The 13395-nt window shown below is 43.2% G+C and carries 10 protein-coding genes; all 10 read right to left on the reverse strand.

All coding sequences use genetic code 11. From position 1 onward, the window contains the following. Window positions 1-90 precede the first annotated feature (90 nt). The 10 genes from MCG98_RS16435 to MCG98_RS16480 all read right to left on the reverse strand — a co-directional run bounded on the left by MCG98_RS16435 (window position 91) and on the right by MCG98_RS16480 (window position 13369). Window positions 91-1488 carry a phage tail tip lysozyme gene (locus MCG98_RS16435; protein WP_240302957.1) on the reverse strand — a complete coding sequence of 466 codons (1398 nt, stop codon included), beginning with the start codon at window positions 1486-1488 and terminating at the stop codon, window positions 91-93. Beyond that, the gene (locus tag MCG98_RS16440) at window positions 1485-1643 is read right to left on the reverse strand and encodes a hypothetical protein (protein ID WP_240301488.1); all 159 of its coding nucleotides are present in this window, start codon (window positions 1641-1643) and stop codon (window positions 1485-1487) included. Before MCG98_RS16440 ends, MCG98_RS16435 begins: the two co-directional genes overlap by 4 nt. Before the next feature lie 31 nt (window positions 1644-1674). Then, entirely contained in the window at window positions 1675-1935 is a 261-nt protein-coding gene (locus MCG98_RS16445; RefSeq protein ID WP_240286196.1) for a phage holin, read from the reverse strand. Then, entirely contained in the window at window positions 1932-2156 is a 225-nt protein-coding gene (locus MCG98_RS16450; protein ID WP_240286193.1) for a hypothetical protein, read from the reverse strand. Before MCG98_RS16450 ends, MCG98_RS16445 begins: the two co-directional genes overlap by 4 nt. 72 nt (window positions 2157-2228) lie before the next feature. Continuing rightward, window positions 2229-3449 (reverse strand): hypothetical protein, encoded by a 1221-nt coding sequence (locus MCG98_RS16455; RefSeq protein ID WP_240302958.1) that lies wholly within the window; start codon window positions 3447-3449, stop codon window positions 2229-2231. Next, on the reverse strand, window positions 3449-9172 hold the full coding sequence (locus MCG98_RS16460; RefSeq protein ID WP_240302959.1) for a leucine-rich repeat protein: 5724 nt from the start codon (window positions 9170-9172) through the stop codon (window positions 3449-3451). Before MCG98_RS16460 ends, MCG98_RS16455 begins: the two co-directional genes overlap by 1 nt. Window positions 9173-9177: 5 nt before the next feature. Continuing rightward, window positions 9178-9591: a DUF6711 family protein gene (locus tag MCG98_RS16465; protein WP_240302960.1), complete on the reverse strand. Its 414-nt coding sequence runs from the start codon at window positions 9589-9591 to the stop codon at window positions 9178-9180. Between the two features lie 10 nt (window positions 9592-9601). Further along, window positions 9602-12304 carry a phage tail tape measure protein gene (locus tag MCG98_RS16470; protein ID WP_240302961.1) on the reverse strand — a complete coding sequence of 901 codons (2703 nt, stop codon included), beginning with the start codon at window positions 12302-12304 and terminating at the stop codon, window positions 9602-9604. Continuing rightward, complete coding sequence (locus tag MCG98_RS16475) at window positions 12304-12915, reverse strand: Gp15 family bacteriophage protein (RefSeq protein ID WP_240302962.1); 612 nt, start codon at window positions 12913-12915, stop codon at window positions 12304-12306. The genes MCG98_RS16470 and MCG98_RS16475 overlap by 1 nt, the downstream gene beginning before the upstream one ends. A 4-nt stretch (window positions 12916-12919) precedes the next feature. Further along, window positions 12920-13369, reverse strand: coding sequence for a hypothetical protein (locus MCG98_RS16480; RefSeq protein ID WP_240302963.1), 450 nt, complete (start codon window positions 13367-13369; stop codon window positions 12920-12922). Window positions 13370-13395 lie beyond the last annotated feature (26 nt).

Genomic DNA, 13395 nt, shown 5'->3' on the forward strand with positions numbered 1-13395 from the left:
CAGAAACTTCGATTGCTTATTGCATGGTTTACGGGTTACAAACTGCCCTCCTTTCTGATAAGACTATTTCAAGCCCATCATAGGACAGGCTCAAAGCGCGATCAGATCCCGCAGGGTCTTCTCTCCTGCAACACCATCCACCCCGCCGCAGATACCCGGCGACTGCTTTTCCCGGTCTCTCTGATAAGCAGTAATGGCATAGACCGTGTTGTCCCCGCAGCTCCGGTCGAGCTCCAGGACCTTGCCGTCTTTGCCCTTATAACCACGGGCCCTTAAAATTTCCTGTACCAGCAGCACATGGGTGCCGGTCTCCCCTCTTTTCACTGTTTTCATACTGAACATATATACTGCATCTCCTTTCGGTGTTGTCGGTACATCTACCGCACTCCCAGTCACCAGGCTCCAATCCGGCCGGCCGTAACCGCTGATCCGTGAGTTGCCAAGTGCATACGACTTTTTGCATACCCCGCCGCCGTTGGCAATCACCCCGGACGCCCCGGACGTATTGCCCTCGATCGTATACACCGTATTGCCGGATACCCGGTACACAATACCGGTATGGCAGATCCTGCTGGAGTTGTGGAAAAAGACCTGGTCCCCTGCCTGTGGCGTGGCATGCCACTGCTTCTTATTCTTATAATACTGGGCGCTGGTCGGTGTATAGGCAGAGAATCCCCCTCCAAGCAGTTCCCTTGCGGTCTCCTTTCCAAATGCCTGTACAAAACACCAGTCCACAAACATATCACACCAGGCCTGTCCCTGATAGTTTACGCCTGCAAATGTTCGGTAATCCCTGGCATATTTGGTGTAATTGTTGCTGCCCGCATTGGCTGTTTTGCTGTCCAGCTGGCTGTTGCTCTTCTTTTCCAGGTATCCGACTTCTGCGGACGCCACGCTGATCAGCTTGTCAATCGCATTCTGTTTTGTCATGGCTACTCCCTTCACATAATGATCATAAAACTTCTGTCCTCTGGCTGCCCGGCTCTTACACGTAGCTTCCGTGATCCCGGCCGGCGCTTCAAATTTTCGTAGTACGATATCCGATGCTGTCCGAATACTGGCTGCCGTTTTCAGCACTTTCAGGACACTCGGAAACACATGCTCAAGCTCGTACAGCACATAGTCAAGCTGTGTGTCCTCGTCCGCAATGGATACGCCTCTCTGTTTTACCCGCGTGTACAATCCAGACTTGCGAGCCGGGGTTGTCCACTGTGCCAGCCCATAGCCATACTGCTTGCCGGGGATCGGGTGCAGAAATTCCTCGCAGCTAATCTTTCCACTGTCAACCGCAGCCGTATAACTCGTATCAGTGTACACCTTTCCGCGCTCTTTCAGGCGTTTGACGCACAGGTATTCCAGGCGATTACACCAAAACCCATCAGACTCCGCTTCCAGATTTCCGATCAACCCGCAGGCGCCGGCCGGTGTCATGCCTGCAGCAACAAAATGTTTATAAGCCCGTTTTTCGGCTTCTATATTAATGCTCATAAGCTTTTCAGCTCCTCTCTTACCTGGTTAAAAAACGTAAATCTGCAGAGATAGCAGTCACAACAGTCTGGATTCTGCTGATCGGGTGCCACACAGTAGCCGCGCGTATCCTTATCCAGGTATCGTACAAAATCCTCTATCTCCTGCTCTGTCATGGCCGCACCTCTGCAATTAAAAAGAGGACGATTACTCGCCCTCTATACCATCTTTACTATCTTTGCTATGTAACTGCTCATCCGCCGCAATCGCCGCCTGCGTGAAGCTGTTATTCTTCCACCACGCAACTACCGCAGCGATCACCGTCCACGCCGTCGTCACAAGCGTATTAACTTCCTCGTCGCTGATCGGGAGCGGACTGTGCCCTGTCATGGATAATACCTGATTCAGCAGTGCCAATACCAGCACGATTGTTCTTACAATAGTTCCTGCTTCGATTTTTCTTTTCATGATTTTTTATCCTCCTCTAAATCACTAATCCGGTGATTAATTACCTTAATCTGTTCTTCCACCACCGGCATCCGGCGGGCAAAGTTGTTATGCGTCCGCACCTCGTCCTCTAACATCTGCAGGCGGTAGTTGGTCAGTTTTGAGTTGACCGCTATGCCCGTAAAGGTGCCTAATGCGCTCCCGCCAAATGCGATCAGCGCTACAATGATTTCTGGTTCCATTCGTGCCTCCTAATCCCCAACATAAATACCAAAATATAGCCCATTACTCCGTCACCTCGTTTTCTACAATAATCAGATTATTTCAACATACACCGTGCAGTATCTCTCATCCCCCTCTCGTTTTCCGCACACATAAATCCCATCCTTCTTCACATACGCCGCTGTAAACGAGACGAATAGCAAGTCTTCAAATGGATGTAATTTCCAGGTGAATCCATTCGAAGATAAAACAACACCACCAGACACTAAAGACACATATATTCGCTTTTCTTTAATATACCAAAGATTACTGACAGAAATTTCTGCATTAATCTGTTTCCATTCTCCACTTTCTGCGTCTATTACATATCGAGCGACCAGCGGGTTCGATTGCTGGACAAATATTTTACCATTTAAAGCTTTTATATTGTTAAACTCTTTCCCATCGGAATTTCCAAAAAATCCTGTATAATATTTTTTATGCTCTGTTATTTCAACAAGATCTTTTTTCTTTTCAGTTCCCGCCATCCATTCATATGTAGATGCTGATATCTCCATTATGCTGTAAATTCTCTCATATTGATATTGATAGTCCGATCTAATTGCATATGTCTTGTCAGTTATTGGATCCGTGGAAAATTTCAGATACGCATACGCATCTCCCAGATGTGTATATGCATAATGCCAAAAATTGAACAGAGAGCCATCATTATGCATCTCTGCGCTTAAAATATGCCCCCAGTATGTTGTACGAGATGAACTCATTGCCGGCACACTATTTTTAGGAATAAGCATAATCTTTCCCGAAATTGCCACTCCTTCATTTGAAATGACGGATACACTAGGTAAAAAATTCGTCCAATTAGCAATCGAACTACCTGTATACATAAACTCAATTCCGTCCGTTGAATAATATAATTCCATATATGAGCTACCTGCATGTTGTGCGCAGTACATAATATAAGACTCTGGATTTGCCAAAAAAGCTCCCGCCCATTGTGCCTCTCCCATCACTGATCTCGTGGAATGAGTGTACTCGCCGACACATTTTCCTTTTTTATAATGAATCATCTGGAAACTTTTATTATCCGTTCCATTCTTGGCATTGTAACTCGTATATACCGCTCTCTCACCCACTGCAGTTGCAATATGCCTAAACTGCAAGTAACCTAAGATTTGTACATTGATTTTTACTCCTAGTTTACACCACAATAATTCCTTTCCCAAATACATCGCATCATGGCATTTTCCTTGAAAGTAAATTTCTTTATGATCCTTACCTGCAAAATATAATCTGGAACTCCGTCTTCCCACTATTCAACCACCACCTCTCCCTGAATAAGATAAATAGTGTTACCATCAGGTGACGCCGGGAGTTCTGTTACGGATTCGACATTAAAACCACCTCCACCACCAGATCCTCCGCCGCTGCCATAATAATCATTTCCAATGCTCCCTACAGAATTCTTCAGGTTAGAAATAGCTTTTGAATTATTGGTAACTTTTTTGGAAATCTTCTTCTTATTTCCTGAAGCAGTATAATACCCGACCTTTGCGGATAAGGTCTCTGTGACACTCTGCACTCCCGTAATAGTTCGCTCTAAAATTGCACTCTCCGTTTCCCATATATACTGTGTTCCATCACTCAGCATTTTTTCATTACGGTAATGCACGCCATCACCGATTCTGGTTGTTGGATCAAAGCGCTGCCGGCATTCATAGGAAACCCACCGTTTTTCATGCAATGCATTCAAAATTTGTTTTTTATAAGATGTCTGATAAGCATTATATGATGTTGCATTGAGCGTTTTCCCCCTGGTCGCACTCACGATAAAATTCCCATCGTCGATACTATACTTTTTACGATCGTTGTAGCTTCCTCTTGATGTAACGGATGGATCAACTTCCTTGTCATCCAAATAAATTTCAACTGCATTGACCGGGCATTTGACCTCACTGTCATGGATCGTGATCGGATGTAATGTTGCTGTATCGGCATATTCGAAGTTGATAAATTCAAATGCCCCTGCTCGATTCATCCACCCGAACATACCACTTACTTCGCAGATATCATGAATTACTTCAACAGCTTTTAATTTATCCGGAATGTCATAAAGCACTCGCTTCTTTTTTTCATTTGACGATGAATTTTCATCTGTATAGTATTCATAGTTTTTATAAATTTTGAAGGAGTCACAGGGTAACGTTACCGTCTGGTATGGGATCCCGATTTTTTGAAACAATTTTTTCCGCAGGGCGCCAACAGTAATTGGAAATTTAAGATTGGAGAACCAACTGGCAACATTCGTGTCCCCTTTACTATATAACTTGTCATAAGCAATCAATTTTCTTGTAATCTTATTTTCTTGCCTTTCTGCTGTATGGATAATTCCGTTAAACAAATCAATCCGGTACCCCTGCACCATTTGATATACTTGGATTTCTCCACTTGGCGGATTATTAAAGAACCGTTTCGCACTGATCAGAACTTCAAAACTATTAGTGATACATCCGCCCAACATAACAGGTGCTGAAGTACTGACCGCCTCTTTGATCTCCATACTTTCCGCAACAATATCATTATTGGTAATATCACTAAACTTCCCTCCGACAGAATGAATGACCAGCTCTTTATGAACGGAGTCATCCGCATATAACTCCCGGAGATAATCCTTCTTTTCTACGACCTCAACCTTACACTCAGAAAAAAGCGTAGCATTTTGTTTTGCTCGTACCATGATTACGGTATTTCCTACAGCTACACCTTTGACTGTTCCTTTTTTATCAACTGTAGCGACCGCCGGTTTGGAACTTGTCCACAAAACCTCAACATTGGCATCTTCCCCCGCGAGCATACTCGCCGTCAGCGTATAGGTTTTCCCTTTTTGTAAACACAACTCGCTTGGCAAAATCCACAGAGACTCCAGAATATCATCTGGTTCAACGGTTATAATACAAGACGCAGATACTCCGCCTCCATCCTGCGCTGTTATTGTAACTGTCGCACTACCAACGCTGTTGGCTTTCAGTATGCCGTCTTCACCTACTGTAACAACTGACTTATACGATGATGAAAATACAACCATTTTATTAGTGGCGTTTTCTGGTTGTACCAAATACTCAATGGGCTGCATCACTCCATTTTTCAGATTAATGTCAGTTGCAGTGATCCCGGTAACCTTCACGACAGCCTCATACACTGCAGTAATTATCAAGTCAGACTGTACGCCAAAATATTCATTATCCCAACCCGTAAAAGCATAGCCCTCTCGAACTGGATCTTCCGGCGGTGTTGCATCGTCCAGATACTGCACCTGCTCTTCCTTCAAAATTGTTCCGTCATGATTCTGCCAGGTAACTTCAAAACATCGTATACTATATACTGCTGTGCATACTGTGTCTTCTGTGATGTTTACATAGTCATTATCCCATCCTATAAACGTATATCCCTCTATCCCAGATAGCTCCGGAGGGATTGCTGCAATTCCTTCTGGTACATTTTCCTCTTTTAAGATGTTCCCTTCTGGGCTTCGAAATTCAACGCGATATCCTTGACGGACCGATACAGAAAATCTTACCGAATAATCCCCGTAAGTAACTAGTATCGTTTTGGATCCGATCCGCTGATCGAATCCGGAAATCTGATAGTCCGATACTTCTGCAGTGCTTCCGTCTTTATATAGGAGACCTATTTTCAACCCAGTTGCATCAAAATCGTCCAGGATTGTATAAACCCGTTTAATTGGATAAGCAAGGATATTGATGCCGACCGGTACCACTTCCATATCCAGAGGCACAAAATTTCTGCTATATTTTGTTGCATACGCTTCCGCTGTTGAACCTGTCCATCCATAGATTGACTCTGCATCTTTACAAATTGCGTAGGCGTCATCGAATATTTCCATGCTTTTATTGTAGATGTAGACACTCGTAAGTTCCCAACAGCCATTTAGTACCTGATCGCCAATCTTTTGAACACCTGGTGAAAATGTTATTTCTTTTAACACTTCGCACCAATCAAATACAAGGCTTCCAAGCTCCTTTACATTATTTCCTAAATATACTGCGGTCATCAATTGGCAGCTTTCAAACGCCGCCTCATCAATATAGTCAACACCAGGGATATCTAATGTTGCCAAAAAAGGGAGATACGCAAATGCTTGCTTGCCAATATACTCTATTCCGTCAGGCAATGTGAGCACTTCCACTGCACATGAACGAAATGCACTTTCGTCAATCCGTTTAACACCATCATTTAATATTACTTTTTTTAACTGCTCTGTTTCCGCAAAACAATAGGCACCAATTACTTCAACACTTCCCGGAACTGTTACTTCTTTTAATGCTGTGCAGCAATTAAAACAGTACTCGCCCAACTCAAGCAAGCCATCTTGCAGTGATATCTGTGTTAAAGATTCACAGAATTCAAATGCGCTTTTGTTAATTACCTTTACCGTATTCGGCAATGAAATACTCGTAATATTCTTACCTTCAAATGCAGAATCGGTAATTGCCGTTACTGGTTTTCCCTCATAGGTCTCTGGAATTACTATGTTCGTGTATTCCTGATTTGTATCATAGATCCCATAAACATAAGCCTCTTCCCCCTGTACTCTGTACACAATTCCGTTAAGAATAGTCATATCTTTCCAGAACACCCGAAGCTTCGTAGAACCTCCCCATGGCTCTCCCGGTATTGAATCAAACGCTGCATCTATAAAGATGTAATCCATGTACATTCCACTAAAAGCATTTTGCTCAATACCTATTGCAAAATTCTTGTATATTGCCGGAATTTTTAGCTCCTTTATGTCTGGATCCCAGATTCCCGCAACCCATGCTTTGTTACTATACAGACGATAAATGATATCTGTCTGAGTATCTATTTCTATATTTCCGTGTTCTCCCAACCAGATAATATTTCTAGGTAGCGTCCCCCAGGGTGCACCTGTAACTGTTCCATCATTTTTTCTAATGTATAATTTCAGACGCCCATAGTTAGATGAAAATGCATTATTACCAATACTTGTTATCTTACTTCCGACTAATACACAATCTAATCCCGAACCATAGAAAGATTTTTCGCCAATGACTTCTATGCTGTCTGGAAGCACAATCCGCACTCCAAGCCCTGGATAGGAGTCATAAAATAAATAATCCGGAATTACTTTTACCTTTTCCCCAAAAACAATGTTTTTTAACTTTGCTTTATTAAACGGAGGGTAATAACTGCTTTGATATTTCCATCCACAATTACAGTTGATACAGTTATAATATAACGTTTCTAATGCTGTGGTGTTCGCAAACACATCAAACCCCATAGTGGTCAAACTCTCAGGCAACGTCACTTCTATCAGGTTGGTAAGATTTCGAAACGTATAGGCACCTATATTGGTAATCCCTTCTGCTACCACCACCTTTTTAATATTCGATTGGTATGCGCTAAACAACGGTCCTCCCGAATAATATTTTGTTGCCCCAATGCCTCTGACTGTTAAAGTTCCGCTGTCTAAATCGAGCTCAGCCGTTACATTTCCCAAAGTAGGAGATCCAATATTTTCATACACAATATTTTTGACACAAACAGCAAAGGAAGCGGTAAATGCTTCATAAGTGACAGTAACAGTCTGGTTCCCTGCTATGCTACTGTCAAAAGAAACCGTATAGCCGGTTATTCTTTCTTTGGTTCCATCAAAAAACAATATATCAACAAGTAATCCTGTTGTATCCAGAGCTTCGTCAAGAAAATATTCCAATTTTAACGGAGGGCTTGCTATTTCTATTCCGATTACGTTTACTTCATATAACGCATTTATTGATAAATCTGTGGTGATATTGCTGAAATCCTCATCCCAGCCGGTAAAAGTATAGCCCTCTCTTACTGGATTAATTGGCGGCGTGGCAGCGCCTCCGTAATTTATAAGCTGCTCACTTATAATGGTATTGTCCCAATCTTGAAAGGTAACCGTATATTGATTTATCGTGTAAAGAGCTGCCACAACTAAATCTGACCTAACTGTACCGAATGGCTGGTCCCATCCAGTGAACGTATATCCTTCTCTGGCCGGATCGTCTGGTGCCGTTGCTGGTTCTCCTTCCAAAACAACTTCTGTTTTTAGGACAACTCCATCCCAATCTTGAAATGTGATCGTGTAATATACCGGTTCACTCACCGTCACCGTCAAGACCGCCTCGAAACCTTTATAACTTACAGTAAGCGTCTGCCCACCAGACACTGTAGCATCATATCCGGTGACGGTATACGCACTTACCGCTCCCGTTGTCCCATCATTATAAGTAGCCGTTACCACCATCCCCGACAGATCCAGTTCTTCCCCAATCTGATATTCCGTCTTGTTCGGCATAGATGTTATCTCAATCCCAGTGACTGCAATCAACACGGCTATTTCCACAACAAACGTAACCGTCTCGCCCTGATACGTGACTATCACATTTTTTGTCCCTACGGTACTACTGTCAAAACCTGATACTACATAGTCTGTTACAGCCTCCTCAGAGCCGTCGGACCATGCCACAGCAACGGATAGCCCAGTCAGGTCAATCGCTTCACCCACGTTGTATTCCAACTTTGTCGGGACAGATTTGAGCGTCAGCGCACCCCCTAACTGCTCCCGTACCTCAATTGTGTCAAACACCTCAGACCATGTCTTGCTGCCCCCAGAAGCCCAGTACACCACCGGCATATACACCTGACCTGCCTCAGACGTGATCTCAGTCTCTTTATACGCACCTGCCACCGTCGTATTACTTTGATCGGCAGCGTCACGGTAGTAATTTGTCATAACTGTATTCATAGCAATACTGGAACATGCTGCCACTCGAAAACGCGTGTCCATATACAATCGGACTTTGTACGTCGTATTTTCCTGTATATTATAAACTGCCGTGCCGTTTGCCGGGTTACTCCCGATTTCGCCTGTAAGCCGTAGCTGTATGAGGGATGACTGTATATACCCGTCATAATTCCCCTCCAGTATTGCTGCCGCTTTATTATCTGACCATTTCGTTAGTGCCATAATTATCATCCTCTATTCTGCTCAAGCTCAATTGTTATCCCTGCATATACCGGCCCCGAATCAAGCTGCATGGCAACCACGTATTCAATATCACTTAAAAAAGCTTCCATCGTGGAATACCCGTCGATATTGGGATTCCAAAAGGAAACTTTATACCTGCCCTCTATTTCGTTCAAAAGACCCTGTCGCATGATGCTGATCATCTGATTCTGCTCCTGCGTGGTGAGATAAGCCTTTGTTGTTACGCTCACCGTCGCTCTCCGGCTGCTGCTGATATCTCTGTGCTCATTACGGTTAACATCAATGTAGGAATCAATAACAATCTTCTGGTCTGGTGTGCAGCTATAGCTTTCTTCAATCAATAAACTATTCGGAAAAATCGCATTTCCAAACTTTAAATAATATCCGTCAAAGGCCATACTCTCCTCCTCAGTCTAAGTATCCAACGCCGTCCGTTCGGATTCTGTAGCTCTCATTTTCCTCTCTGATCCAACGCATAAGCTCATTTCCGTTCATCGTCAGTACGATATCTCCATTTGATTTACCAACGATATTTGCAAGTTTTTCATAATCAAAATTGAATGTACCAAATGGATCGGCATAGCTTTTATAATCCGGCGTATTGAGCATATCTGTCATGCCGACCACTCCCCCCAATTGTCGGTAAGCAGCATTTTCCTGCTTCGTCAGCACAGCTTCACCCTCATGCAGCAACGCTGGAAAATCATCAGACGGAACGTAATCCATTCCCACCTTTAAACGTGGGATAGTTGGAATGTTTGCACTTGCTCCTCCTATCACAGGAACCCAATCCGGTATTTGGATACTATTGATGCCTTTAATCAATCCATTTAAAATATCGATAATAAAATTAATTGGCCATTTCAATACTGTTCCAATACCACCCATTATATTTTCAAAGATGTTTTTTATGTTCTCCCAGGCAGCTGTCCAATTTCCAGTCAATACGTTTACAATAAACGATACAAGGCTTTTCAAAATTTCAATGACGTTACCGATAACTGATGCTACGTCTGAAGCAATTCCACCAAAAACGGAACTTACAACAGAGAGTAATGTGCTTAAAATGGGAATTAACATTTCAGATATCATTGTGATAAGCGGTGATAGTGCCTCAAGTATTGGCGCAATACACTCTGTTACAAAAGGTGTAAGCAAACTTATAAGCTCAGTTATTAATGGCAGCAACGCCTCGCCCAATGGTACCAGCAGCAGTTCCAACCCCCTCATCAATTCGTCCAGACTAGATCCGAGATCATCATATTTCACGTCCTTCATGCTTTCAAGTTCTTCACCAGTTCCGTATGCTGCATCTCCAATTTCCCCTAATGCGCCAACTACTTCAGGGCCCAGATCCTCCCACATTGTTCCAAACAGAGCAGTGCCAACAGCATTCTGTTCTAATGGATCGTTCAGTGCAATAATGCCTGTCATAACTTGGTCAAAAGCTTCCTGTGCTGTCTCGCCACCCGCAGCAAACTTTTGTGCAAATTCTTCAACAGACGGACCGCTGTTCTGCATTTGTGCATTCATGGATTCAATTGAACTATTAACTTCATTTAATCCAGCTTCTGCTTCCGCAAGCTCCTCTGTATATTTTTTTATTGTCTTTTCATTACTTAATTTTGTTGCTTCAGAAGTTTTATCGGTAAATTCAGACTGCTTAATTTTAGCCAGCTCAAGCTTATCGCTTAAATCTTCTATTTTATCTGAGTATTTTACTGCCTCTTCTTGAGCTTTACTCATGGGTTCTGACAAATCTTCGGATGCAAGACCGAGTTTTTGAAATGCTTCCGCGGTGCTGTCCGAACAGTCAATCACACGGATTGCATTTTCCTTAACTGCATCACCAATTTTATCTAAGTTAAACGCACCAGTATCTGTACCTTTCTGAAAGATGTTGAACATATCGTCGGCGGTGAATCCCATTTTGGAAAATTGAACAGAATATTCTGATATGCTATCCAAAAGCTCCCCTGAATAATCCAGTCCATTCTGTGCACCAGCAGCAATCTTATTCATTGCCTCCTGACCATCAATTCCAAAATTGTCCATCATGGCCTTTGCTGCTCTGGTGGATTCCGAGATTTCATATTCGAAAATATCCTGAAGCGCAAATGCAGATTCGGTTACATTCTGGAGATTGGCGTCATCCATTTCCCCCATGTTTTTTGTTACTTGCGAAATAGCCTCCGCTATATCGTTAAAATCCTCGCCGTAGTTATTTTTATAAACCGCTTCTAAAACTGCCTGATATTTTTCCGTTTCCTCCGCAGATGACCCAGTGCTTGCCTGTAGTTGATTCATAGCCTGCTTCATTTCATCTGCTGTAGAAACAGCCGCAGCTCCTACTCCAACGACTGCCGCACCCGCCCCTACAGCTGCTACTGTCGCGCCAGATAATCCAGAGGCCAATCCAGCCACGTTTGCAGCAATAGGCGATCCGGAAGTAGCCGCGTCTGATATAGAATCCTTCAGTGCTGATCCTATGTTACCAAATAATTTAGTGAGATCCCCGCCTGCTTTTTCAGCATCGTCTACTAAACCCTCTATCTCCTGTTTGGCGTCCGATACATCCGCATCTACCTTCACTTTGACACTCTTATCATCGCTAATACCCTTTATGCGGGATTTCGCTTGTGAAATATCTGCGTCAACATCAATATTCACAGTTTTATCATCGCTGATAGAGTGGATTTCCGACTCTGCCTTTGATGCGTCTGCATCTACATTGACTTCAATATCATCCACCTGAAGGTTATTGATCTCACTCATGGCCCGCGACGTATCCGCATCGATCTGGATATCTGTACTTTGTATTTCATCCAATGCGTCACCCAAATCATCTACTGCTTTTTCTGCAGTCTCAGCAGCATCCTCCCAGGCTTTGCCGGTATCTTTTGCTGACTCCACTACTTTCTTTGCGGATTTTTCACTGCTGTCAGCAATTTTCTCGTTTTTTTCATCCTCAATCTTTAACGTGTCATCCGCACTTTTTTCAAGAGATTTCTTAACCTTTTTATCTGCTGTATCCAAGTCTTTCTCGAGCTTACTGTCATCGGCGCGTATGACATATATCACATCGCCGTCATTATTTGTATTACCAGCCACTATCGTCCACCTCCATTCACAGCGAGACTTTCCAGTATATCAAAAAGCCGGTTCAATCCATCCTGCCCTCCTCCGCCATGTACAGGCAACGCATAGTAAGATTTCAGCTCTATGATATTTTGTATTTCTTTTTGATTATGTTTTGTCGGTTGCGGAATATCCATATCACGAATCCGCATGACCTCTTTAATTTTTGACTTGCTGCTAAGCCCCTGAAACAGATAAATGAATGCTCTCCATGACAGGCGCCCTTGTTGTTTAACCAAGTCAATACCATAATCGAGCATAAAAGACGCATAAATATACTCTGCGTCCTCATCAAAATCCAGAACCGGCTGCCTGGGCTTTGTCTGTGGACGCTGCTTTACATTCACACTTTGCACATAGATTGCGTCCAAAAGACCTGCCTTGTCCTTCATAGAAACCGATAATAAGCGCATTTTGGATAGTCCCAACATCAGCAGAGCTGTTTCCAGCTTGTCCTCAGCGGAGAGGGTATCTTCCCGATAAAGTTTCTGGATATCCAAAATCACGTCAAAGGCAGGATTAATTCTGTACTTTTTACCTTTATAAAAGACAATCTCTTTTGGTCGTTCCGTGATAAAGCTCATGTAATCAGTCCCTTCTAAACAGTTTCTTACGCTGTTTACGGTTATACCTAGCTTTAGCCCGCTCCTTATTTTCTTTAATGATTTCCTGACATCTCGGAACTACAACATCTATCATAAAAGGCGTGACTTCCTGCGTCAGTTCAACATACCTGCCCTCATAGAAGTTCACAATCAGTTTCGCATTTTCAGGGCCAAATACCGTCATTATCATGTTAACAGTAGCCTGACCCAATTCTTTGATCGCATCATCAGTCTCTTCGTGTGACATCTTTTCCGACACTGTATTACCATACTTCTTGTGAGCCTTTATCAGCTCCAGGTATCTCCCATTGATATTGCGAAGCAGCTCGTCGCCATCCAGCCGAACCTGCAGCGTATGTTGGACATTTCCATTTTCATCCACAAGCTGCAATTCTTCGATATACTTCTTACTGCGTTTTAACTGATATGCCATGCTCCTCTACCTCCCAAAAAGTAAAA

The organism is Ruminococcus sp. OA3, assembly GCF_022440845.1.
GTDB lineage: Bacteria > Bacillota > Clostridia > Lachnospirales > Lachnospiraceae > Ruminococcus_G.

What these genes read in the sequence shown, in the direction of transcription:
- MCG98_RS16435 (WP_240302957.1), bottom strand. Translation starts at nt 1,488, where the DNA reads ATGAGCATTAATATAGAAGCCGAAAAACGGGCTTATAAACATTTTGTT.
- MCG98_RS16440 (WP_240301488.1), bottom strand. Translation starts at nt 1,643, where the DNA reads ATGACAGAGCAGGAGATAGAGGATTTTGTACGATACCTGGATAAGGAT.
- MCG98_RS16445 (WP_240286196.1), bottom strand. Translation starts at nt 1,935, where the DNA reads ATGAAAAGAAAAATCGAAGCAGGAACTATTGTAAGAACAATCGTGCTG.
- MCG98_RS16450 (WP_240286193.1), bottom strand. Translation starts at nt 2,156, where the DNA reads ATGGAACCAGAAATCATTGTAGCGCTGATCGCATTTGGCGGGAGCGCA.
- MCG98_RS16460 (WP_240302959.1), bottom strand. Translation starts at nt 9,172, where the DNA reads ATGGCACTAACGAAATGGTCAGATAATAAAGCGGCAGCAATACTGGAG.
- MCG98_RS16465 (WP_240302960.1), bottom strand. Translation starts at nt 9,591, where the DNA reads ATGGCCTTTGACGGATATTATTTAAAGTTTGGAAATGCGATTTTTCCG.
- MCG98_RS16475 (WP_240302962.1), bottom strand. Translation starts at nt 12,915, where the DNA reads ATGAGCTTTATCACGGAACGACCAAAAGAGATTGTCTTTTATAAAGGT.
- MCG98_RS16480 (WP_240302963.1), bottom strand. Translation starts at nt 13,369, where the DNA reads ATGGCATATCAGTTAAAACGCAGTAAGAAGTATATCGAAGAATTGCAG.